This window comes from Virgibacillus dakarensis (genome assembly GCF_900155625.1).
GTDB classification, from domain to species: Bacteria; Bacillota; Bacilli; order Bacillales; family Amphibacillaceae; genus Lentibacillus_C; species Lentibacillus_C populi.
Window position 1 is genome coordinate 1545395 of record NZ_LT732553.1, and the last position, 22219, is coordinate 1567613.

The window sequence follows — 22219 nt, forward strand, 5'->3', positions numbered from 1 at the left end:
GGAGAAGTGTATTATGCTCAAAAATCAAAATGGTTTCACATTAATCGAAATGCTGATTGTTTTAATGATTATTTCAGTATTAATCATCTTAATCATTCCTAACCTGGGCGAAAAAAGTAAGGATGTAAACAAAAAAGGTTGTGATGCGTTAGTATCTGTTGTTCAGTCACAGGTTGATTCCTATTATCTGGACAAGAAAAGTTATCCTGCAAGCATAGACGTTTTAGTACCGGAATATATCGATCACAAACAAAAAACATGCCCTAACGGAAAAGCGCTGGTGATAACCGATGGAAAAGTCAGTGCACCCAAGTAGGACGTAACATGCGAAAAAACGGCTTCACACTGCTGGAGGTTATCTTCGTTCTTGGCATTTGGTCACTTCTTATCCTGCTTAGCGCTCCTATTCAATTTTCCATTCTGGATAAACAAGCAGAAGAACAGTTTTTCCGTACATTTGAATCTGACATTTTACTGATGCAAAGCATGTCTTATGCTGCAAACCATAAAATTGAATTAAAAATAAATAAAAACAACAACCACTATACGATTGAAATTGATAATGGTAAAACATTGATTGAACGCGCTTTTCCATCCGATTGGAAAATAGACGAGCGTTTATTGGGAAAAGGTGTGTCCTTTAATAAACTGGGGACAATTAAACAGCCGGGAAGGATAAAGGTCGTTACAACCACTTCAACCTATCATATCGTTTTTCCGTTAGGCAAGGGGCGTTGCTACATTGAGAAACAGTAATGGATTTTCGCTCATCGAAGTATTAGCAGCTTTTAGCATAATCTTCATGATTACAACCACCGTCATTCCATTAACCTCTTTAATCAATAAGGAAGAAGAAGTGTTAAGGGAAAGGCGGCATCATGCAAACCAATTACATGATGAGTTACAGACCTACCTCTGGGGGGAGAACAAGCCACTCCCTCCAGCAACATATGCAAAAGTAGAAAATTCTACAATGCTATTTTACCGATTTACAATGGAAAATGATTTAGTCAAAGGATGTGTCAAATGGAAAAATGTTAAAAATAAAAAAGAAACGTTTTGCCTGTACGGCTATTCTACGGAGTGAACGAGGATTTACCTTTATCACATTACTTTTAACGATAACGATTTTGTTCATGAGCCTTCCCTTTGCACCCTTTCTGATTAAATCAGCCAATTATTCATCCCACCATCAGGAAATGTCCATCCAGCAATTTTTTTATTTCCTTCGTGATGATGTTATGAAAGCGACAGATTATGCTGTTACACCAACAGTAGTAAAGCTTTTAAATCATGACGATGAAACGATAACAATTGAACAATATGGCAATCTGATTCGCCGTCAGGTCAAGGGAACCGGTCATGAAATTTACCTAAGAGATATTCAGGCGGTTACTTTTGAAAAGCTTCCTTATGGGATCCACACAACTATAACATCGTTACAAGGGGAAACGTATGAAAAAACAATTATCTTTTATCAATAAGCAGCATGGCTTTTTTCTTCCCTACGTATTATTTATTACCGCCATTGTCTTATTTGTACTAACCGTAAATACGAACACGTATAAGAATGATATCCGGATTATTCATAATCACTTGGAACAGTTGAAAATTGAAACATTGGTACAGATGGGACGCGAAAAATTTAAAGTGGAAACAGGAACACATACTGATGAAAGAGGAACTGTTTCTTATTCATTTCCACCAGGAAATGTAAAAATAATTTATAATCGACTGACACTAACGGAATACCGGTTATTTTTCACCGTCGAAACCGGTGAAAAAACTTATACCAATATAAATACACTTCTACTGAATGAACCAATTGAAAAGGTGTATAAAGAATAAATGGACGTGTCAAACTATAAGAGATGGTTCAAAAAGCCACCGAATGATACTAGCGTTTGTGGACATTTTTCAACAAATATTACTTTTTACCCATTTCACTTTACGTATTGACTATAATAAAGGTAATAATGTTAGTGAGGTGGATTCGATGGAAAAGACATTAAAAATAACCAATGTTTTAAGTGATCCAACCAGATTTAATATTTATCAATATATTGTGAAGGAGCATCATGAAGTAAACGTAACTGAAATTGCTGAAGCGTTTGATATTCATCCAAATGTGGCAAGGCTCCATTTGTCCAAGCTTGAGGATGTAAAATTAATCAACTCCTTTTCCCAAAAAACCGGAAAAGGCGGTAGACCGAGCAGGAAGTATCTGCTCTCCGATGGGGTGGTCGAATTAAACTTTCCTCACCGTGATTATAAACTCCTCTCCACCATTCTTATTGAAGCATTTATCAACCTTGGTGAGGAAGGCAGACAGGCGTTACATGAAACAGGCAGAAAATACGGCACAAAGGTTATGGAACATTATCCATCTGCAAGGTTAACCGATACGCTGACAATGGAACAAAAAATAACTATTTTAAACGATGCTGGGACAATGTTGGGTATGTATCCCGATTTCAAATACGATGCAAAAACGAATAGCATTTCTTTCCGAATTCATAACTGTCCCTTCAAGGAATTAGCAACCAAGAACCATACAATGATTTGCAACATGCACAACGCTTTTTTAAAGGGAATGTTCGACACACTTTTCACCGATGTCGATTTAATTGAGATAGAAAATATGTTTCAAGGCTGTGAAAATTGCAGTTATGTAGCAAAACTTTAAATGTTTAACAAGATTCATTTACATTATGTAGTTCCTGGTTTATAATATCAATGATAAGGATGTAAAGGAGGGGAAAACATGGATCGGATGTTTCGTGTCCTTGCTTTTTGGACAGGGATTTTTACAGTAATGTTTTACATAGGCGACATGCAAAAAACAGCATTATTATTCTTGGTTCAAACAGCTTTTTTCCTAACAGTTAGCTATTTAAAATTATCTGAACGCATGTATATGTATTTATTCGGAGCTTATTGTACACTATTTATGGTCGGATTCACTTGGTATTCCAACTTTATCCTTGTACCAGGTTTTGAATAGGCTATTACAGGCTAACCAGATAAAAAACCCTGCTTTCATTTTTTTGCAGGGTTTTTTATTTTTTTTAATAGTATGTGTAAAATTATACTCGGTAGTAATTGCGGTACTTTTTGATAGCCAAAAAAGAGAAGGCGCTCTATCATTAAAATGTATGCTTTGCACGGCATAATACATTTTAGAAAGAGGCCTTCTCATGGATCATATTATATCAAAGCTGTATGAATTAATAAAGAATACAACGAATCTGGTGGAGTTTGAAGAAAGAGCTCAAATTTTAATGTATAACTTCTTTTCCTCTTTGATGGGGCGCATGTTCAGTGAATTAAATCAAGTCATTGTAGCACAAAGACGTGCAGATGACTGGAAAGTGGAAACCACAGATTCAAGAAGTGTACAATTTATGTTTGGGACGGTTACCTTTGATCATACGTTGATGAGGGATAAAAAAGGAAAGGCAGTCTATCCATTGGATGAGTGGATTGGTCTGCGGGATAGGCAACGATACAGTCCATTGGTGGAACTGAAAGTAGCCGAAATGGCGAGTGAAAGTACTTACCGGCAAGTGGCCCGTACTCTCAAGGAATGGACACCTGTAAGCTTAAGTCACCAAACGGTAGGAAATATGGTAAAGACTGTGGGTAAAGCCCAGGCAGAGATGGATCAAGAGATGGTGAAAGAGTTGGATGAAGCAGCGTCCCTGCCAGAAGGAAAAAAGGTTGATTTCTTTTATGCGGAGGCAGATGGTGTTTTTGTCCGCGGACTCCAAAAAAAACAGAGTATGGAAGTGCACCATGCGATCATGTATGAAGGATGGGAGAAAAACGGGAAACGTGTATCCCTTAAGGAACCGACAGTAATTATGACAACGCAATCTACAGATGCATTTTGGGATGAAACGCAGGCGATGGCATCCAGCCGATATACACTGGAAGACGCACAGGTTGTTACTAACAGTGACGGTGGCCCGGGTTATACAGTTGAAAGGTTTCAAGCTGCTTTTTCCCAATCGAATAAACCGATTTTAAACCAACTGGATGACTATCATATCTCACAAGGATTTAACCGTGCATTTGGCAGTGCAGGAAATGCCTATAAAGATGCAGGGAGAAAGGCACTGAAGGAACATGATTTAGAAGGATTCAAGCTTCAATTAGATACATACGAAAGCACATTGGAAGACGATAAGCAGATGGAGAAAATCAACGTCTTTCGCAGTTACATTCTCAACAATTGGGAACGCATTTACGACTGGCGGGATATTGTAACAGACAGCCCTAGAGATGCCAGGAAACTCGGTGCTATGGAATCCAACCAGCGGCATGTGTCTTTTCGTATGAAAAAGCGTGGAATGCATTGGAGTAATGATGGTGCGGAGGCAATGGTGAAAATCAAACAAGGCATGTTGAATAATACATTGCGTAACGCTTATCTGAAATGCAATGAACGGAGTACCAGGAAACAACGGGATGTAAAAAAAGCTGTCAGAGTGGCCCAATTATTACGTCAGCCAACACAACCATCTATTGGTGTAAAACAAGGTTCTGTCGCTTTATATGCGGCTCATTCAACAGCCATAGGTAACTTATTTAAAATATTACAATAAACCTCGTTTTTGATGGAACGGTCTTTGGTTTTTAAGACCGTTCTGTCAAAAATGAGGCCAGCAAGCGACAGCGCGGTAGCCGAACAAGGTGTACAAAATGGGAGCGCCTGAAATATTGGTATGAAAGCAACGTCGAGAAAAACTTGACACATACTTTTTAATAAACCTTTAAGTTTACCTAAAAATAATGATTGACTTCCAACAAAAAATAGGCATCGAAAAGTTCTAGTGATAAATGAACTTTTTGATGCCTATTTTAACGTTTTTTGCTTAAAATGTACGTCATTTATTGAAAAAGAAAAATAAAAAGCCTCCCTAAATGTGTTAAAATTTTATTGGGTTAAAACAAAATATATGAACACAAAAAGGAGACTCTTTATGTCTAATCATAACACATTTAACCAATCAATTTATACCACAAAACGTTCCATTTTTCATTTTGCGTCCAAATTAACCCAAGGGCTGCAAAAACCCAACAAAAACTTTATCCTGGACATGTTATTTGGACTAGCAAAAGGCAGATCTGTTTTGCTTACTAAAATTGCACGCGCTCTGGAAGAACCCATTGAAGCGATACAAACCGTCAAGCGACTGTCCAATCGCATGGACGAATTTCACGAAACATCCGAGCTGTTGGAGAACTATGAGGAAATGGTAAAACCTTTTCTACAAGAGGAAGATAATCTGGTTTTAGTCGATAATTCCGAGATTGTGAAATCTACTGCCAGTAAAATGGAAGCACTTGGACAAGTGAGAGATGGTTCAACAGGAAAGATAGGCAATGGATATTGGACAACCAACATGATTGCCGTGGCTCCGAAAACAAAGCACCCGATTTCAATTTATTCCCATCTGTACTCCGCCGCCGAAAAGGGATTTGTCAGCGAAAATGAAGAAACATACAAGGGCTTGGATTACGTGAATCAACTTGTAGAGGCAAAGAAGGCAACCTTTGTGATGGATCGTGGGTATGACAATATAGAAGTCATGAAAAAGATCCTCAAGCAGAAAAATAACTTTATCATTCGTTTGAAGAAAAATCGGAATTTATTGTACCAGAATAAAAAATTCCCTGTACACAACTTAGCGATCAGAAGGAAAGGGAAAATCAATTTTCGTTCTGAAATAAAGGGAACCGTATATGATTTGAAAGTCTCTCATCTTACTGTGGAAATTCCTTCGCTAAAGGGTCAAAAATTCACTATGGTTGTGGTGTATGGATACGGAAAAGAGCCGATGGTGCTGCTTACAAATAAACGGGTTCAAAAAAAGGAAGAGGTCCTGTCTATTTTGAAAGCTTATATTACTAGATGGCGTATCGAAGAAATGTTTCGCGTTCAAAAGCAGGAATTTGACTTAGAAAATGTTCGGGTTCGTACATTGCCAAGACTGAAAAGAATGTTTTTACTCGTTTCCATTATGATAACGTTTATGACGCTGAAAGTAGAAAAGCAGAATGGATTTTTCCATGACGTGATTGAACGGGCAAAAGGGATTAAAGCAAAGGATAAAATTAAGATGTTTCTATATCGTTTTTCAGCGGGGATGGAAGCCATATTGATAAAAGACAAACATGGCATTCGGCATTTTAAATACATAGAGAAACCAGTAAGTTCACGGCAGCTAACATTACAACTCTGAATTTATTAATTGAATAGTAAGAAAAAACATACTGATAAGTATGTCTATTTGTGCTGGTTAAAAATTTGCTTCCTTCAATAAAAACGAAAAAAAACCTTCTAAAGGACTCTTAAGGTGAAATAATTCCGTTTTATGCGGCGAAAAAAGGTAAACTTAAAAATAAACCCTATTGACATGTTGTTTAATTACCTTTATAGTAATAACAGTAGCTTAACTTTTATCCCTAACCAACAAAAGAGCAGAGCACATCCCCCCTAAAAACCCTTCTTTTTACAAGAAGGGTTTTTTATTGCATTATTTTCGAATAAATACTACAACTTCATTAAGCTTGAACAAAGGCGCAAGCGCCCGTTTAGCGACGTATGGACTGGACTGAGCCGTAGGAGATAAAGGAAACACGGTGAGCTGAAAGCGAACCGATGTTGACTTATCGTACGGAGGTGAGGGAAGTCCACTAGTCGCTGGGCACTGGAGCCGGACGTGGCTTACCCTGCCGAGATCAGAATAGAGCCTAAATTTATATACTTTTGTATGAAAACACTTATCGAGAAAAGCCAATACAAAGCTAGACCCTTCATCATTCAATTTTTTGAAGGGGTTAAATTATCTACGGGCTTTATTTGTGATCTAAAGATAAAATACTATGTCCTTTCTTTGAACAAATTTAGCAATTTTGGTTAGGGTCTCCTTTATATTATAGTTAATGGAGGATGACCACATTACCAATATAACAATACAAATGACAGTAGTATTATTGAAAAACTTTTGTATACGTGTTCTAGTCACAATAGATGGTACTTCTATACTGTCACAACCCGTTTCTTATACAGGGTATCCCCTTTCAGGATCCACCAGAGTATTTTCGGCCTTGTTGTATTGTTATTAAACTGTATTGGCAATAAATGAATGTGATATACCTCCTATCCAGGCTAGAAATTCTTTTTCATCATAGACGGTGGCTGCGCGAATGCGGAGCCATGTTGGTTTCTTATCTTTGAACAAAAGGATTATTCCGTTTTTCTTCAGCAATCGTTGTAGCAGGTCCATGGCCAGGGTAAACGACATACGAATCATCCAATAGATAAAGTTTCTGCTGAATGCTTTGCATCAATTGCTCAAAATCTCCACCTGGCAAATCAGTTCGTCCAATCCCATGCCGAAACAGCGCATCCCCACCGAAAACGATTTTCTCATTAGAAAATACCAAGCTGACACTTCCTGGAGAATGTCCTGGAGTATGTAAAATGTCAAAAGTAAATGACGAAATCGTTCGAGTGCCTGGTTTAAGTGGCTGCTCTGCTTTTTTTGTTTTAATTTCTTCTCCAATAAATAATGCTGAACCGTTTAACCCCGGATCCTCCAGCCAGGCTGCCTCATTATCGTGCAGTAACACATTGATACCATAGTAAGACCGTAACGGTTCAACCCCACCAATATGATCAAAATGTGCATGCGTTAATAAAATGGCTTTCGGTTCGATGCTTTCCATTGTTAAAAAGGAGATGATTTGATCTGCATCGCCCCCAGGATCTATTACAAGTGCATGCTGATCATCATACACAATATAACAATTTGTACCAAGCGGACCTAATGACATTTCTTTTATTTTCATTCTGACTCCTCCTTATCATCTTTGAAAATTGTTCTAAAATACAGCCTATAATTTAAGTTTACCTAAAAATAATGATTGACTTCCAACAAAAAATAGGCATCGAAAAGTTCTAGTGATAAATGAACTTTTTGATGCCTATTTTAACGTTTTTTGCTTAAAATGTACGTCATTTATTGAAAAAGAAAAATAAAAAGCCTCCCTAAATGTGTTAAAATTTTATTGGGTTAAAACAAAATATATGAACACAAAAAGGAGACTCTTTATGTCTAATCATAACACATTTAACCAATCAATTTATACCACAAAACGTTCCATTTTTCATTTTGCGTCCAAATTAACCCAAGGGCTGCAAAAACCCAACAAAAACTTTATCCTGGACATGTTATTTGGACTAGCAAAAGGCAGATCTGTTTTGCTTACTAAAATTGCACGCGCTCTGGAAGAACCCATTGAAGCGATACAAACCGTCAAGCGACTGTCCAATCGCATGGACGAATTTCACGAAACATCCGAGCTGTTGGAGAACTATGAGGAAATGGTAAAACCTTTTCTACAAGAGGAAGATAATCTGGTTTTAGTCGATAATTCCGAGATTGTGAAATCTACTGCCAGTAAAATGGAAGCACTTGGACAAGTGAGAGATGGTTCAACAGGAAAGATAGGCAATGGATATTGGACAACCAACATGATTGCCGTGGCTCCGAAAACAAAGCACCCGATTTCAATTTATTCCCATCTGTACTCCGCCGCCGAAAAGGGATTTGTCAGCGAAAATGAAGAAACATACAAGGGCTTGGATTACGTGAATCAACTTGTAGAGGCAAAGAAGGCAACCTTTGTGATGGATCGTGGGTATGACAATATAGAAGTCATGAAAAAGATCCTCAAGCAGAAAAATAACTTTATCATTCGTTTGAAGAAAAATCGGAATTTATTGTACCAGAATAAAAAATTCCCTGTACACAACTTAGCGATCAGAAGGAAAGGGAAAATCAATTTTCGTTCTGAAATAAAGGGAACCGTATATGATTTGAAAGTCTCTCATCTTACTGTGGAAATTCCTTCGCTAAAGGGTCAAAAATTCACTATGGTTGTGGTGTATGGATACGGAAAAGAGCCGATGGTGCTGCTTACAAATAAACGGGTTCAAAAAAAGGAAGAGGTCCTGTCTATTTTGAAAGCTTATATTACTAGATGGCGTATCGAAGAAATGTTTCGCGTTCAAAAGCAGGAATTTGACTTAGAAAATGTTCGGGTTCGTACATTGCCAAGACTGAAAAGAATGTTTTTACTCGTTTCCATTATGATAACGTTTATGACGCTGAAAGTAGAAAAGCAGAATGGATTTTTCCATGACGTGATTGAACGGGCAAAAGGGATTAAAGCAAAGGATAAAATTAAGATGTTTCTATATCGTTTTTCAGCGGGGATGGAAGCCATATTGATAAAAGACAAACATGGCATTCGGCATTTTAAATACATAGAGAAACCAGTAAGTTCACGGCAGCTAACATTACAACTCTGAATTTATTAATTGAATAGTAAGAAAAAACATACTGATAAGTATGTCTATTTGTGCTGGTTAAAAATTTGCTTCCTTCAATAAAAACGAAAAAAAACCTTCTAAAGGACTCTTAAGGTGAAATAATTCCGTTTTATGCGGCGAAAAAAGGTAAACTTAAAAGCCTATAAGCCTCGACAAATATAACTATTTACTATAAAATAATAAATAGCACTGTTTAGTTACATAATAATATAAACGTAATTTCCATATCAACTGAACAACATGGAATTTTTCAAGGAGGAAGGACAGGTATGAGAATTGTTTTAGCAAGTATATTATTAATCGTTGCGATATTGGCCGTAATATCCGTAATCCGTCAATTAAAATACAAAAATCTTTTCGCACTAGTTTTTTCTGCAATCGCAGCAGTAGCATTTGGCTTTTTCTCGATTGCAACGATCATTGCAGAAATCACTGGCTGAAGAATACTGAATTGGGATAATCGTAAAGCTGACTTGTTCAAGGAGTCGGCTTTTTTTCGTCCATAGATAAGAAAGTATATAAATTTAGGCTCTATTCTGTTCTCAGCAGAGTAAGCCACGTCCGGCTCCAGTGCCTTTGTTTAGAATATCAAACATTTTATCACGATATCATTAACTGGACAGTCCTCATAGACTCGTCTGAAACCACCAATTTAGGCAGTTTAAACAAAAAGCTGATTCACCAGATGGCAAATCAGCTTTTACTAATTTAGTCACTTCCTGTAAAATCAACAAAGCGAAATAAATCGCCATAAATAATATCATCTGAATAGCCCAGTTCATTGGTTACTTTTTCCTCAATCGCAGTACACGGACTCTCTGTATCCGTTTCAGTGATCGTTTGGTCCTCCTCTATCGGCTCACCGGTCTCCCGATTATAACAGATACCTTCTGTTGAAATATATTTATCACTGATAAAGTCACCGTTTCGTTGTGCGATATATCCTTTCCGGTCATCACTAAACAGATCGTTACCAAAGTAAATATCATTTTCTGTATCAATACCAAGTAAATGTAAAATGGTTGGTTTAATATCAATTTGTCCGGAAACCTCTGACATTACCTTTCCCTTCCCAGAACCTGGTATATGAATAAAGAATGGTACTCGCTGCAATTGAATGTGATCATATGGTGTGATTTCTTCTTTTTCCAAATACTGACTCATTGCATTATTATGATTTGCACTGATTCCGTAATGGTCTCCCATGATGATAATAATAGAATCTTCATAAAGACCGGCATCTTTCAACTGATTGAAGAATTGCTCGATCGACTCATCCATATACCTCACCGTAGGGAAATAGTTATTTAGCGTATTCGAGTTGGAATCATATGGCTCAATTGATCTGTCCTCTTCGTCAAGGTCAAATGGGAAATGATTGGTCAAGGTAATAAACTTTGTATAAAACGGTTGATCCAGCGCTTGCAAATATTTTATAGATTGTTCAAAAAACGGTTTATCCTTCAGTCCCCAGCCAATTGAATTATCCTTTGTTACTTCATATGATTCATCACCATAGAAATGATCAAACCCTAAACTGTCATACATTTGATCCCGGTTCCAAAAACTTTTATTATTTGCGTGAAATGATGCCGTATAGTATCCTTCCTCATTCAACATCTCTGGAAGTGCATGGTAATCATTTTGCCCATGGGTAAAAAATACTGCTCCCCGGGGTAACGGATACAGTGAATTAGCAGTTAAAAATTCAGAATCCGACGTCTTCCCCTGCATCGTTTGATGATAAAAGTTTTCGAAGTAGTACGTATCTTTATCATCAACCAAGCTATTTAAAAATGGTGTGATTTCTTCACCATTCACCTCGTTATTAATGACAAAGGTCTGCAATGATTCAGCAGAAATAAAAATCACATTTTTCCCTTCAGCAATCCCGTACAAATCAGATTGCTTATCACTTCTTAACGAATCCACATAGTCTTTTATTTCCGGCAGTTCGGTTCCGTCAGCAAAAACCCGCTGCGTCTTTACTTTAGAATGGACAGCGAAATCATAAATATGGTAATTAAACAACCCAATATTTTTCACAAGATATTCCCTGTCAAATGCCCGGGTAAATAATTGCGGCCGCTCCATTTCGGCTAAGAAAAAGTTGCCCGCCAGTAATACCAGAGACATTGCCAAAGCAAAAACTTTTCCGCTTCTTGGATATTTCACCGCACTGCTTCCTGCATTTTTCTTGCTTAAATACCAAATCAGTGCAACATCCAAAAACAGGAAAATATCATAAGCCTTAATCAGTGTCAGAATACTTGATCCCAAATCTCCCATATTGCTGCCCTGAAACAGTTGCGGTATCGTAATGAAGTCAGTAAAAGAACGATAGAATACTAGATTAAAGTAAAGGATTAATGTGCCAATTAAAGCCGTGTAGCGTAAAAATTTCATTTGCCGCGACTGTTTTTTAAACCATACACTCAGTGCAAACACTAAAAATCCCGAAACAAATGGATTAATAAGCAGGATTAATTCCTGCATGGAGTTATCTATTTCAATAGTAAACATAAAGCGGTAAACAATATAAGTCTTTACCCCAAACAACAGCGTCGCAATGATAAATAATGGAATTTTGATTCGTTTAACGTTCATTTTGTATCCTCCTACAAATAAACAAACCTTTAAAGCGTGTTCAAAAAGTCACCGAACCTGAGCCTTGAAGGTCGAGACGGTGTAGTTCCCGGCACCAAGCTTACAGGGCGTGCTGACTTCTGCTGTTGGCGATTGACGCGGCCGATTCTAGCAGAAAATCCTCTACTACCAACTCTGGAGATTCGCTGCTTTTTGGTGGCTTTTTGAACATCCTCTTAAAATTGTTTTTTTCCATAATACATTCTTACAGTCATACTTTTAAAAGTCGAGTTACCCCTATGTGATAGGACGTGTTAAAAGGAAATAAGGTTTCATAAAATTTGTATTTTTATTCTATGTTTATTCCACAATAACGAATAATTAAACCATTGAATGGCGCTTCATTTTACCATGTTTATGATTTGCCAGAATGATTGACACGACTCCTTAATTAATTCCCGATTTTTGCAGGACCAAATATGCTGCTCCAATAATACCTGCATCATTCCCCAGCTGGGCAACTTTAATATCACATACGTCGCTTACTCTAGGTAAAGCATATTTATGAAAGGCGGATTTTATGATTGTTATTAATTGATCGCCCGCCCTTGATACACCACCGCCAATAAGTATAATCGATGGATTAATAACCGTGGCTAAATTAGCAATGGCAAATCCAAGTACATCACCTGTCCGTTCGATTACTGTCTTCGAAAGCAAGTCACCTTGTCCAGCTAAAGAAAATACATCTTTCGCCGTAATGGATCCGGATTCCTGCAATAATGAGGCCAGTCTGCTGTCAGGTGCTTGTTTAGCCAGCTCCTTTGCCTGCCTGACAATCCCGGTTGCCGATGCAATCGTCTCTAAACAGCCTTTTTTTCCACAATTACAAGAAAAGCCGTCAGGGTCAACCGTTATATGACCAATCTCACCAGCAGTACCATTGACACCATTTAATATTTCGCCATTCGCGATTATCCCGCCGCCAACCCCGGTTCCAAGTGTTATGGCAATTAAATTTTCCGAATGATTGCCTGCACCTTTCCAATTTTCACCTAACACGGCAATATTGGCATCATTTTCAACAAATACCGGAAGTTTAGTAATCTCTGAAAATAGCTTTGCCAGCTGAAAGTTCTTCTTCCATCCAATATTTACAGCTTCATACACCAGTCCGGTTGCTCCATCAATGAATCCCGGAGCACCTATACCAATTCCAAGTATTTGTTTAAACTGAACCGTTTTCAACTTATCCGTGATCGAATCCCAGATGTCGGTTACAATTGATTCGCCATTATTCGCCTTTATAGTGGGAATCTCCCATTTGTCCTGTATTATTCCCTGTTGATCAAGTAATCCGATTTTACTTGTTGTTCCACCAATATCAACACCAATTATGATCTTATTCACTTTGAAAATCGCTCCCTTTTTCTTTACGGAGTTGTGCACTTTCGTTTCGAAGGATTAATAATGCCAGCTTGTACTCATCTGCATGAATGCATTGTGAGTGGTATAGATCCTTTATTTCCGCTTCCATTAACTCGAGTTCAGCAAGTCGATCACCTATATAAATAATCGTTCCAAACCTTTTTAATAACTGTTGTACATCATAAACTGTTTTCACCCTAGATCACCAATCTATATTATACCAAATTCAATTTGAAAATGGTAAAGCCAACCATTACTTTTTGCAAAAAACAAAAAAGACTTGCTTAGTTGATCATAACACTCCAGATTTTTTACGGCATAACCGTTTAACTTTTATCATACACCTTAATATAGACAAGTTTGCTAAAGGATGAGAACATTGAATAAATGGCTGTTCGTTTCTATATTAACCCTGTTCGTTTGTTTAACGGGCTATATCTTTTTGCAACGGATGCATTCCGTTCCAACAATTATTTATTTCCCAATTGATCAGGAAACAACATTTACATCGGCTGCTACCGAAATAGAATTCATTCAGGAAAAAAATAACAGGCAATATGAAATAAGCTGGACAAGCCAATCAAAGAGCAGCAAACAAGTATATCTGCGTCAGGATGCATCACTATTGTATGATAACGGCAGACTTAGAGGTGTTATTAGCAGGTGGGGAGAAAATGCGGATTCGATAAGCTTGCAGAAGGATCTTACTAGTGAGGACAGCAGCTATTTTCAGGCGATATCCTATCATCATGGTGAAATTCATTATCCAGATGATAAAATAAAAAGTATGCAAGCGATGTCCTACGATGAATTATATGTGGTTGATTCACCAACAACGCCAGTTCAATCATTTCAGTCACCCAAAAACAGATTTGCAATGGAGTGGAAAGAATTACTGGATGTCACGACGAAACAACAATTGCTTTATCATTGGAACAAATTAATGCGGCACTTTCAGATTGAAAATGAATCCTATGATATTATCCCGCTGACAGCATTGCACAAATATAATCGGGAAAGTTTACCGGATCTGACCCAAGAGGAAACAGACCGGATTATTGGCCAGCTGTGGGAAGGACTGTATAAAAATTACATTATCCCTGCATCATCTGGAACAAATAATTTAAAATCAAGCTATATCCCCCTTGTTTTATTTGCCAAAGACCGTACCCACCTGATGGTTTTATACCAGCTGGACGGCAAAATGGAGAAACTCATCCAACGATTTTAAGTGGGTATTCAATGAGCGTCTCATTACTGTAAATCGTGCCAAGACGCTCATTATTTTATTTACTAGGGTTTCTGACCTGTTATCTTTTCATATAAATCCTGATACTGTTTATCATCCGGTTTCAGGTCATATGCTTTTTTCACCATTTGTTGTGCCTCATCGTTTTTGCCTTGATTCATATACAGCATTGCCAGGTTATAATAAGCTTCAGGCATCTCGTTTGTTAATTCAACAACTTTTTCCAGATCACCAACAGCTAAATCAGTTTTACCCAATTGAATGTAGGCATAGGAACGCTGGAACAGGAGTGACGCCCGCAAATCACCTGGGTTTTCCAGTCCTTTCGTAGCATGATCAATAATTGCCGGAAAATTATCTTCATGCATCAATTCCTCGATCTTCACCAATTGGTAGGATGCACTATTTTCGTTATTGTGGATTCCGAATATAGTTAATCCTGCTATCAAGAACACATATAACGCGAATCCGAAAACCTGTGTTAAAAATTTCCGTTTTTTTGGCAGACCGACGAGTGCCGAGGCAATAAATCCGGTAATTAACCCGCCAATATGCGCACTGTTGTCAATTTGCGGAACGGAAAAACCAAAAATAATATTAGCAGCGATCAATACAAGAATCCCTTTTCCCATTGTCTGAAAGAAGATTTTTTTGTAGTTAAGACCGAAAAATAATAACGCCCCGAACAGGCCAAACAATGCACCGGATGCTCCAGCTGAGACATTTGCCGACATGGCAAAACTGGCCAATCCAGCACCTATTCCGGAAAGAAAATAAATGATTATAAATCGCCCCGAACCATAAATCCGCTCGACGCCCGGTCCTAAATAATACAATGCCAGCATATTCATAAATAAGTGCAGTAAACCGATATGCAAAAACATCGAGGAAACAATCCGCCACCATTCCCCGTCCATAATGGCGGGGGTATATTTAGCACCATAGTCAATCAGATTTTGTGTTGCAGTACTACCACCATTTATCTCCAGCAAAAAAAACATCAAAATATTAACTAGAAGCAGCAAGTATGTTAAAAATGGTTTTCCGTGAGAAAAAACAGTTTCCGCTTCTTTTTGTTTATTGTATAAACTGTTTGTTAACTGTTTTTGATAATAACTGATTTGTTCTTCCTTCTCACTATCTGTCGGGGTAGCGGTTTTATTATGTACCGACCCATCCACATCCCGGTAAAGTCTGCTTAATTCTTCCTCCCCGCTTTCATCATCCACATAATAAACATTCATTTTTACCGGATTTTTTTCATTCAATTGCATTGGCATCTTTAGTTCCTCCCAATCATCTACCGGAGCATGAGAGGATACATATACATTATGTACTTGTACGTTTTTTCCCTGCAGTAATCGTCTCATTGCTTTCGTTTTTTGGAATACGATTGCAATGTCTTTTTTTAAATGGTTTTTCCAGTCGAATCCATGATGCAGCAAACGAATGATTTGTGATTGTTTATTCGCATAACGCTCCAGCCAAATTTCCTCCTGATTGTCATTGATATGGAGTACTTCAAACCGGTCATCTTTTACTAAATGATATGCTAATCGATACATCGTATACTGTTCATTCACATACATGTTGTCACCACCTAAAAACCATCATAACAGAACTTGTAAAAAATTACGTAACAAAATGTATTTATACTAAGCCAGGAACAATACGAAGGCGAGTGTTGCACACTAGCCGCTGGGCCCTGGAGCTGGACGTGGCCTTTCTCGACTATCCAGTTTCCACAGCGTTTAAATTTTATAATTTCCTGGCCACAAAAAAAGAAGCTGAAAATCAACTTCTTTCAATTATTGCTGCCTGCTGGTTTTTTAAAGAAACTAGACAGGACTTTCTCTTTTATTTCCGGCATATTCATAGTGATAGCTATCACCATTCGACGTAAAAAACTTATTGCAAGTATTGTGTTAATCAATCTGTAACGCCATTTATATAGTACGGATACAGCTGCAGCAATCGCAGCAAAAATTAATATCGCCCGCATGTAAACACCCTTTTCTGTTTGGTAGTGGTGTTATTAATTATTTGTCAGCAACAGGCGTTTTATGCATCAGGATCCAATGTATCGATCGTATAATGTCCTTGCCTTGGTGATGTCCGCTGTTCCTTGTACAAGTACACGGCCATCTGGAAAGATGACAAAAGTTGCATCATCACTAATTTGTGCTTTGAGTAAAAACGGAGTTCGTTTTATTGTCATGATCTTTGCCAGCCGATCTTCCAGCTTTTCCAGATCCCATTGCGCTCTTTGATGTATTTGCACTGTGTTTCGACCACACAACACGGTCTCCAGATCCTGTACTTTTTTCTGTAATGCTGGGAACTCCTTTTTTTGACACGTTAAACATTCCGGGTTTACTTTGGTCAATTTTATCTCGAATTGTGTATTAAACCAGAAATCAATTGTTTTTAATGTATTACGCAGCGCGCTTTTATTGCCTGTCAAATATTTAAGCACCTCAATAACCTCAATTGATGCGATCATATCAACAGCAGGTCCGATCACACCAACCGTATCACATGTTTGTCCGTTTTCTGCCCCTTCCTTGGTGATACAGCGCAGGCATGGTGTCTCACCAGGAACAAACAATGCTGTCATTCCTCTTGCACTGACAACACCACCATAGGAAAAAGGTATATTTTTCTTAAAGCAGCTATCATTCAACAGGAAACGTGTCGTGAAATTGTCAGTTCCATCCATCACAACATCGACGCCTTCCATATGCGTGTCGATATTTTCGCTTGTCACATTGTCAATAATTGCTTCAATACTAATCTCGCTATTTATCTTTTGCAGCTTTCTTTTTGCTGCAATTGCTTTCGGAAGTGCTTCCTTTACATCATCTTCGTCAAACAACATTTGCCGCTGCAAATTGCTTAATTCAACATAATCCCGATCCACAATCCGAATAGTTCCGACACCCGCCCGAACAAGATGATTGCTAATGACCGTCCCTAATGCTCCTGCACCCACGACAAGGACAGTGCTTTCCGCCAACATCTTTTGCCCGGTTTCCCGAATAGGTGCAAATAATAACTGCCGGGAGTAACGCTTTTGATTCATAATAAATCCCCCTGGTTGGCCAGTCCGTTTTCAGTTAAAATCCGGCTGACAGGTATATCAAATGATTCTGCCGGCAGCTGATCAACGACTTGACGTTCACTTGTTATAGAAACCGTTTGATTCGGGAAATCACTTAAAAAACGATCATAATACCCGCCACCAAATCCGATGCGATAGCCTTTTTTATCAAAAAGCAGTCCTGGAACAAGCAGCAAATCTATGTTGTCCTTCTCTACCTCTATCGATTCGTCAGGTTTTGGTTCCAATAAATGATAATAAACCGTCTCCAGTTGGTTATAAGTGTAAAACTCGTAAAAGATCAGCTTTTTCTCTTTTGGCAGGCATTTCGGAACACAAACGGTTTTTCCTTCTTCCCATGCTGTTTCAATAATCGGCTTTGTATCCCATTCCAATTGTTGTGAAATTGTAATTCCGACTGTTTTGGCCTGTTTCCACGTGTCAAGCGTAATTAGATAACTTGCCAGTTTCTTTTCAATGGTTTGTTTTTCTACTGTTGACAGCTGTTTTAAATAGGTAATAATGGATTGCCTTAATTCAGGTTTATTCAATGTAATTCGCCCCCTGCTCTCCAAGTATATCGTATTACGAATAGAATATATAAATAAAACTCTTATCCCAATGATAAGAGTTTTATTTATATATTTATTTTGTTTCACGATGCAGCGTATGCTTTTTAAGTCTTGGACTATATTTCATAAGCTCGATTCGCTCAGGGTTTGTACGCTTGTTTTTAGTAGTAATATAGTTACGATCACCGGTTTCTGTACAAGCCAATGTAATGTTTACACGCATGATTCTTTCCCTCCAAACTGTACATCTTACTTTTACAGGCAAATAATTTATTTCAGACCTCATTATAATAGCAGATTTCACGGTCTCAATCAAGCACTATAAAAAAATACCAGTTTTCCTGTTGGCAATTCTATGTTATAACTATAATGGGAGAATAATATGGAGGTATGCATATGATTTATGTATTAATTACACTGATAGCTGTTGCTGTAGTCTTGTTTGTTCTAACATTTTTTATGAATGACAAATTCGATGATCTGGAGAGTCAATTTGAACAGTTTTCTATTTCAACGATGCAGGATACATATCAGTTAAAGAAAAAGATTAAGATTTTGGAAGAAGAATTACTTGCAGAAGACATGGCAAATGATATTCAGCCACAACAGCGAATGGGAATTAAACCACTGTTAATTCAAAAAGTCCATGCGTTGCATGAACAAGGATATTCAACAGAAACCATTGCCAAACAGACGGAATTAAACAGCAGTGACATAAAAGCGATTCTAAGAAATAAATAATTTGCAGATGAGGAGAATATCATGAAACAACCTGTTCGTTTATTTTCACTAGGCCTATTTACAGCGTCATTAATCGTGTTAATCTTATTTTTGTTTGTTGATGACTCGAAAAAAAATGTAGAGAATATACCAAATGACGAAATGATTACGGCATTGCAAGCGGATGGCTATCGTGTCTTATCCGAATCTGAATATATATCATTATCCGTAAACAATGATAAGGATAAACAAGAGGCTGAAAAAACGGAACAAGCATCAGCGGAAGGACAAGCTGAAGATAATAACAGCGCAGAAAAAGCGGATGAAGACAAAGAAAACAAAGCCGATGAAACAGAAAAAGAAGAAAAAACCTATACCTTAACAATTAAATCAGGCATGGCATCTTCAGAGATTAGTGATGCCTTAGTAGAAAATGGTATCATTGATGATGCCGGCAAATTCAGCAAATTCCTGAAAGATAAAGGATACGATACAAAGGTCCAGCTAGGTAAATTCAAGGTATCAAGTTCCATGAACCAAAAAGAAATCGCAGAAGAAATTACAAAATGAGAAAAGCGCAAGCGCCCGTTTAGCGGCGTATGTGCTGGACTGAACCGGAGGAGATAAAGGAAACATGCCCCTTCATAGGGGTATGCCGACGTTGGCCGCAAAGGCCGTTCTTAGTCGGCCTTCCTTCCTACCCGAACCGATGTTGACTTATCGTACGGAGGCGGGTGTTGCACACTAGCCGCTGGGCGCTGGAGCTGGACATGGCCTTTCTTGATCATGAATTAATATCGCTAAAAATTATATACTTTCTTTACTTTTAAGAAAAAGCTGTTTTGCAGGCAGGAGATGAAATCCTGCCACAAAACAGCTTTTTAATTTAACTTATAGGATTCACCTTTAACTAAAAACAGGATGCTTTCACCTATATTCGTAATATGGTCCGCGAACCGCTCCATATACCTTGCGCTGAATGCCATTTGCATAATGTACTGCGTTTTTTCTGGATTTGTTGTGGTTTCTTCAAGCATTTCTTTGATAACCTGTTCATAGGTTTCATCCATCTTGTCATCCATCTCTGAAAGCTTGCCAGCAATTGAAATATCCTCAAATTCAAAGGCATTCATCGCGGTATGGAGCATTTCTAATGCAATATCCCGCATATTTTTTATTTTTTCATGAATGGTTAATCTGTGATCCTCACCAAGGTGAATAGCCGCTTTTGCGATATTCTTTGCATTATCGCCCATTCGTTCCAAATCATTCGTTATTCTTAGGGCAATGATTAATCTCCGTAAATCTTCTGCCACAGGTTGTTGTTTAGCGATCAGCAGAATTACTCTATCATTAATCGAAAATTCCTGTTTATCGATATCCTTATCCTGGCTAATAATCCGATTTGCCAATATAACATCCTGATTAAATAGTGCATCCACTGACATACAAAGAGCCTCCTCGGTTGCAGATGCCAGTTTGATAATAGCTTGCTTTATTCGCTGTAAATCATTGTGAAATTGTTCTCTTGCAGCCATTAGCATCCTCCTTCATCCAAAACGTCCAGTAATATAGTCTTCGGTTTCTTTTTGCTCGGGATTGGAAAATAGCTTATTTGTTGTATTAACCTCCACAACTTCCCCATTTAAGAAAAAAGCGGTTTTATCAGATATCCTTGCCGCCTGCTGCATGTTGTGCGTAACCATAACAATCGTGTAATTTTCCTTTAACTCCGTAACCAGTTCTTCGATGCTTTTAGTTGAAACAGGGTCCAATGCAGATGTTGGTTCATCCAGCAAAAGACAGGTTGGTTTCGTTGCAATTGCACGTGCAATACATAAGCGCTGCTGCTGGCCGCCGGATAGATCGAATGCATTTCTTTTTAAGCGATCTTTTACCTCTTGCCAAAGGGCAACACGTTTTAAAGCCTCCTCTACAATTTCATCCAGCTGACATCGCTTTTTTATGCCATGAATCCGCGGTCCATATGCAACATTATCATAAATGGATTGCGGAAATGGATTCCCTTTTTGAAAAATCATGCCAACCTTTTTCCGCAGATGAACAAGATCTGTTTTATCTGTTACGAGGTTCTGGTTTTCAAAAAGAATCCCACCTGTCATTTTTACACCCGGAATTCGCAGTGCCATCAGATTCAGTGTCTTGATAAACGTTGATTTACCACACCCGGAAGGCCCAATAATCGCTGTCACTTCATTTTTATTAATCTGGAAAGAAATATCCTTTAGTGCGTGAAATCGTTCATACCAGAGATTTAATTCTTCCATTGCAAATGCTGCTTTCTTCTGCACTACTAGCGTCATACGCCTTCCCCCCTATCCGAATCTTCCTGATATATAGGCTTCTGTTTCCTTATTTGCCGGATTCAGAAAAATTTTATCTGTCTTATCATATTCGATTAGCTTCCCGTTCAGAAAAAAAGCTGTTTGATCTGAGATCCTTGCTGCTTGCTGCATGTTATGGGTGACAATAATAATCGTATATTTTTCCTTCAGCTTCATAATAAGTTCCTCGATTTTTGCATTTGAGACAGGATCAAGGGCAGATGATGGCTCATCAAGCAGCAGTACATTCGGTTTCATCGCAAGTGTCCTGGCAATACATAGACGTTGTTGCTGTCCACCTGATAATTGATAGGCAGACTCGTGCAGCCGATCTTTTACTTCATCCCAAAGTGCAGCGTTTGTAAGGCTCTCCTCTACCAATTCAGCGAGAACCGTTTTCTTTTTAATGTTGTAAAATCGTAACGCATGGGCAATATTGTTATAGATCGACTTGGCAAACGGGTTTGGCTTTTGAAAAACCATACCAATCTCTTTTCGTAATGCAATAACATCGATATTCTTATCCAGAATATTTACGTCTTCATAGATGATTTCTCCCTCATACGATGCACTTGGAATAATGTCGTTCATCCGGTTGATAGTTCGTAAAAAGGTTGATTTGCCACAGCCTGAAGGACCTATTAATGCCGTAATACTATTTTTACTAAATGGTAATGAAACATCTTGAACGGCTTTATTTTCCCCATAGGAAATTGATAAATTTTGGGTTTGAAGAATTGGTTTGATTTGTTTCGTTATCTTTTGCTTTCGCTTTACTGTTTTCTGCTCTGCCCTGTTTAGCACGGTGACCAT

The 22219-nt window shown here is 38.0% G+C and carries 26 protein-coding genes; 14 read left to right on the top strand and 12 right to left on the bottom strand.

The genetic code is table 11. From position 1 onward, the window contains the following. Positions 1–13 precede the first annotated feature (13 nt). From comGC to CZ382_RS07850, 9 genes are all read left to right on the top strand, one after another. Positions 14–316, top strand: coding sequence for a competence type IV pilus major pilin ComGC (gene comGC / locus CZ382_RS07810; protein WP_088050625.1), 303 nt, complete (start codon positions 14–16; stop codon positions 314–316). Between the two features lie 8 nt (positions 317–324). Continuing rightward, positions 325–756 carry a competence type IV pilus minor pilin ComGD gene (gene comGD, locus CZ382_RS07815; RefSeq protein WP_088050626.1) on the top strand — a complete coding sequence of 144 codons (432 nt, stop codon included), beginning with the start codon at positions 325–327 and terminating at the stop codon, positions 754–756. Further along, positions 743–1087 (top strand): type II secretion system protein, encoded by a 345-nt coding sequence (locus CZ382_RS07820; RefSeq protein WP_088050627.1) that lies wholly within the window; start codon positions 743–745, stop codon positions 1085–1087. Before comGD ends, CZ382_RS07820 begins: the two co-directional genes overlap by 14 nt. Next, complete coding sequence (locus CZ382_RS07825) at positions 1035–1484, top strand: competence type IV pilus minor pilin ComGF (RefSeq protein ID WP_088050628.1); 450 nt, start codon at positions 1035–1037, stop codon at positions 1482–1484. The genes CZ382_RS07820 and CZ382_RS07825 overlap by 53 nt, the downstream gene beginning before the upstream one ends. Next, complete coding sequence (locus CZ382_RS07830; protein WP_088050629.1) at positions 1456–1848, top strand: hypothetical protein; 393 nt, start codon at positions 1456–1458, stop codon at positions 1846–1848. Before CZ382_RS07825 ends, CZ382_RS07830 begins: the two co-directional genes overlap by 29 nt. Before the next feature lie 148 nt (positions 1849–1996). Continuing rightward, positions 1997–2686 (top strand): helix-turn-helix transcriptional regulator, encoded by a 690-nt coding sequence (locus CZ382_RS07835; RefSeq protein ID WP_088050630.1) that lies wholly within the window; start codon positions 1997–1999, stop codon positions 2684–2686. 78 nt (positions 2687–2764) lie between these two features. Beyond that, positions 2765–3004, top strand: coding sequence for a DUF2626 domain-containing protein (locus CZ382_RS07840; RefSeq protein WP_088050631.1), 240 nt, complete (start codon positions 2765–2767; stop codon positions 3002–3004). Positions 3005–3197: 193 nt separating this feature from the next. Further along, positions 3198–4607, top strand: a complete 1410-nt coding sequence (locus CZ382_RS07845; protein WP_088049371.1) for an ISLre2 family transposase — start codon at positions 3198–3200, stop codon at positions 4605–4607. Positions 4608–4985: 378 nt separating this feature from the next. Further along, entirely contained in the window at positions 4986–6248 is a 1263-nt protein-coding gene (locus CZ382_RS07850; protein WP_159457745.1) for a transposase, read from the top strand. Between the two features lie 988 nt (positions 6249–7236). Here the strand turns inward: CZ382_RS07850 and CZ382_RS07860 are convergent. Further along, positions 7237–7860: an MBL fold metallo-hydrolase gene (locus tag CZ382_RS07860; protein WP_088050632.1), complete on the bottom strand. Its 624-nt coding sequence runs from the start codon at positions 7858–7860 to the stop codon at positions 7237–7239. Positions 7861–8122: 262 nt separating this feature from the next. Between CZ382_RS07860 and CZ382_RS07865 the strand changes: the two genes are divergently transcribed. Next, positions 8123–9385, top strand: coding sequence for a transposase (locus tag CZ382_RS07865; RefSeq protein WP_159457745.1), 1263 nt, complete (start codon positions 8123–8125; stop codon positions 9383–9385). A gap of 290 nt (positions 9386–9675) precedes the next feature. After that, complete coding sequence (locus CZ382_RS07870) at positions 9676–9846, top strand: DUF2759 family protein (protein WP_088050633.1); 171 nt, start codon at positions 9676–9678, stop codon at positions 9844–9846. Positions 9847–10114: 268 nt separating this feature from the next. Here the strand turns inward: CZ382_RS07870 and CZ382_RS07875 are convergent, their stop codons facing one another. The 3 genes from CZ382_RS07875 to CZ382_RS07885 form a co-directional block, all read right to left on the bottom strand. Further along, positions 10115–12013, bottom strand: a complete 1899-nt coding sequence (locus tag CZ382_RS07875; protein ID WP_088050634.1) for an LTA synthase family protein — start codon at positions 12011–12013, stop codon at positions 10115–10117. 426 nt (positions 12014–12439) lie between these two features. Beyond that, positions 12440–13402, bottom strand: coding sequence for an ROK family glucokinase (locus CZ382_RS07880; RefSeq protein WP_088050635.1), 963 nt, complete (start codon positions 13400–13402; stop codon positions 12440–12442). Continuing rightward, positions 13395–13616, bottom strand: a complete 222-nt coding sequence (locus CZ382_RS07885; protein WP_088050636.1) for a YqgQ family protein — start codon at positions 13614–13616, stop codon at positions 13395–13397. Before CZ382_RS07885 ends, CZ382_RS07880 begins: the two co-directional genes overlap by 8 nt. A gap of 183 nt (positions 13617–13799) precedes the next feature. On the opposite strand from CZ382_RS07885, the gene CZ382_RS07890 reads away from it, so the two are divergent. Then, positions 13800–14651, top strand: a complete 852-nt coding sequence (locus tag CZ382_RS07890; protein ID WP_088050637.1) for a hypothetical protein — start codon at positions 13800–13802, stop codon at positions 14649–14651. Positions 14652–14713: 62 nt separating this feature from the next. Here the strand turns inward: CZ382_RS07890 and CZ382_RS07895 are convergent, their stop codons facing one another. The 5 genes from CZ382_RS07895 to rpmG all read right to left on the bottom strand — a co-directional run bounded on the left by CZ382_RS07895 (position 14714) and on the right by rpmG (position 18564). Next, positions 14714–16258 (bottom strand): rhomboid family intramembrane serine protease, encoded by a 1545-nt coding sequence (locus CZ382_RS07895; RefSeq protein ID WP_088050638.1) that lies wholly within the window; start codon positions 16256–16258, stop codon positions 14714–14716. Between the two features lie 215 nt (positions 16259–16473). Continuing rightward, positions 16474–16671: a hypothetical protein gene (locus CZ382_RS07900; RefSeq protein ID WP_088050639.1), complete on the bottom strand. Its 198-nt coding sequence runs from the start codon at positions 16669–16671 to the stop codon at positions 16474–16476. A 66-nt stretch (positions 16672–16737) separates the two neighbouring features. Next, complete coding sequence (locus CZ382_RS07905) at positions 16738–17751, bottom strand: ThiF family adenylyltransferase (RefSeq protein ID WP_088050640.1); 1014 nt, start codon at positions 17749–17751, stop codon at positions 16738–16740. Further along, the gene (locus tag CZ382_RS07910) at positions 17748–18320 is read right to left on the bottom strand and encodes a 5-formyltetrahydrofolate cyclo-ligase (RefSeq protein ID WP_088050641.1); all 573 of its coding nucleotides are present in this window, start codon (positions 18318–18320) and stop codon (positions 17748–17750) included. Before CZ382_RS07910 ends, CZ382_RS07905 begins: the two co-directional genes overlap by 4 nt. A gap of 94 nt (positions 18321–18414) precedes the next feature. Next, positions 18415–18564 carry a 50S ribosomal protein L33 gene (gene rpmG / locus CZ382_RS07915; RefSeq protein ID WP_021291115.1) on the bottom strand — a complete coding sequence of 50 codons (150 nt, stop codon included), beginning with the start codon at positions 18562–18564 and terminating at the stop codon, positions 18415–18417. Between the two features lie 173 nt (positions 18565–18737). Here rpmG and CZ382_RS07920 point away from each other — a divergent pair, with 173 nt between their 5' ends. Together CZ382_RS07920 and CZ382_RS07925 are read left to right on the top strand one after the other, a co-directional pair. Continuing rightward, positions 18738–19082 (top strand): hypothetical protein, encoded by a 345-nt coding sequence (locus CZ382_RS07920; RefSeq protein WP_088050642.1) that lies wholly within the window; start codon positions 18738–18740, stop codon positions 19080–19082. A 21-nt stretch (positions 19083–19103) separates the two neighbouring features. Continuing rightward, a complete protein-coding gene (locus tag CZ382_RS07925; RefSeq protein ID WP_088050643.1) occupies positions 19104–19631 on the top strand; it encodes a hypothetical protein in 528 nt (175 codons plus the stop codon). A 311-nt stretch (positions 19632–19942) separates the two neighbouring features. Here CZ382_RS07925 and phoU read toward each other — a convergent pair whose 3' ends face one another. Genes phoU through pstB (CZ382_RS07940) form a run of 3 tightly spaced genes read right to left on the bottom strand, consistent with a single transcriptional unit; the run spans position 19943 to position 22219 of the window. Continuing rightward, on the bottom strand, positions 19943–20599 hold the full coding sequence (gene phoU / locus CZ382_RS07930) for a phosphate signaling complex protein PhoU (protein ID WP_088050644.1): 657 nt from the start codon (positions 20597–20599) through the stop codon (positions 19943–19945). Positions 20600–20611: 12 nt separating this feature from the next. Then, a complete protein-coding gene (pstB, locus tag CZ382_RS07935) occupies positions 20612–21385 on the bottom strand; it encodes a phosphate ABC transporter ATP-binding protein PstB (protein ID WP_088050645.1) in 774 nt (257 codons plus the stop codon). Positions 21386–21397: 12 nt separating this feature from the next. Next, positions 21398–22219 (bottom strand): phosphate ABC transporter ATP-binding protein PstB, encoded by an 822-nt coding sequence (gene pstB, locus CZ382_RS07940; protein WP_088050646.1) that lies wholly within the window; start codon positions 22217–22219, stop codon positions 21398–21400.

What these genes read in the sequence shown, in the direction of transcription:
- comGC (WP_088050625.1), top strand. Translation starts at nt 14, where the DNA reads ATGCTCAAAAATCAAAATGGTTTCACATTAATCGAAATGCTGATTGTT.
- comGD (WP_088050626.1), top strand. Translation starts at nt 325, where the DNA reads ATGCGAAAAAACGGCTTCACACTGCTGGAGGTTATCTTCGTTCTTGGC.
- CZ382_RS07825 (WP_088050628.1), top strand. Translation starts at nt 1,035, where the DNA reads ATGTTAAAAATAAAAAAGAAACGTTTTGCCTGTACGGCTATTCTACGG.
- CZ382_RS07830 (WP_088050629.1), top strand. Translation starts at nt 1,456, where the DNA reads ATGAAAAAACAATTATCTTTTATCAATAAGCAGCATGGCTTTTTTCTT.
- CZ382_RS07835 (WP_088050630.1), top strand. Translation starts at nt 1,997, where the DNA reads ATGGAAAAGACATTAAAAATAACCAATGTTTTAAGTGATCCAACCAGA.
- CZ382_RS07840 (WP_088050631.1), top strand. Translation starts at nt 2,765, where the DNA reads ATGGATCGGATGTTTCGTGTCCTTGCTTTTTGGACAGGGATTTTTACA.
- CZ382_RS07845 (WP_088049371.1), top strand. Translation starts at nt 3,198, where the DNA reads ATGGATCATATTATATCAAAGCTGTATGAATTAATAAAGAATACAACG.
- CZ382_RS07850 (WP_159457745.1), top strand. Translation starts at nt 4,986, where the DNA reads ATGTCTAATCATAACACATTTAACCAATCAATTTATACCACAAAACGT.
- CZ382_RS07860 (WP_088050632.1), bottom strand. Translation starts at nt 7,860, where the DNA reads ATGAAAATAAAAGAAATGTCATTAGGTCCGCTTGGTACAAATTGTTAT.
- CZ382_RS07865 (WP_159457745.1), top strand. Translation starts at nt 8,123, where the DNA reads ATGTCTAATCATAACACATTTAACCAATCAATTTATACCACAAAACGT.
- CZ382_RS07870 (WP_088050633.1), top strand. Translation starts at nt 9,676, where the DNA reads ATGAGAATTGTTTTAGCAAGTATATTATTAATCGTTGCGATATTGGCC.
- CZ382_RS07875 (WP_088050634.1), bottom strand. Translation starts at nt 12,013, where the DNA reads ATGAACGTTAAACGAATCAAAATTCCATTATTTATCATTGCGACGCTG.
- CZ382_RS07895 (WP_088050638.1), bottom strand. Translation starts at nt 16,258, where the DNA reads ATGTATGTGAATGAACAGTATACGATGTATCGATTAGCATATCATTTA.
- CZ382_RS07900 (WP_088050639.1), bottom strand. Translation starts at nt 16,671, where the DNA reads ATGCGGGCGATATTAATTTTTGCTGCGATTGCTGCAGCTGTATCCGTA.
- CZ382_RS07905 (WP_088050640.1), bottom strand. Translation starts at nt 17,751, where the DNA reads ATGAATCAAAAGCGTTACTCCCGGCAGTTATTATTTGCACCTATTCGG.
- rpmG (WP_021291115.1), bottom strand. Translation starts at nt 18,564, where the DNA reads ATGCGTGTAAACATTACATTGGCTTGTACAGAAACCGGTGATCGTAAC.
- CZ382_RS07920 (WP_088050642.1), top strand. Translation starts at nt 18,738, where the DNA reads ATGATTTATGTATTAATTACACTGATAGCTGTTGCTGTAGTCTTGTTT.
- CZ382_RS07925 (WP_088050643.1), top strand. Translation starts at nt 19,104, where the DNA reads ATGAAACAACCTGTTCGTTTATTTTCACTAGGCCTATTTACAGCGTCA.
- phoU (WP_088050644.1), bottom strand. Translation starts at nt 20,599, where the DNA reads ATGGCTGCAAGAGAACAATTTCACAATGATTTACAGCGAATAAAGCAA.
- pstB (WP_088050645.1), bottom strand. Translation starts at nt 21,385, where the DNA reads ATGACGCTAGTAGTGCAGAAGAAAGCAGCATTTGCAATGGAAGAATTA.
- pstB (WP_088050646.1), bottom strand. Translation starts at nt 22,219, where the DNA reads ATGGTCACCGTGCTAAACAGGGCAGAGCAGAAAACAGTAAAGCGAAAG.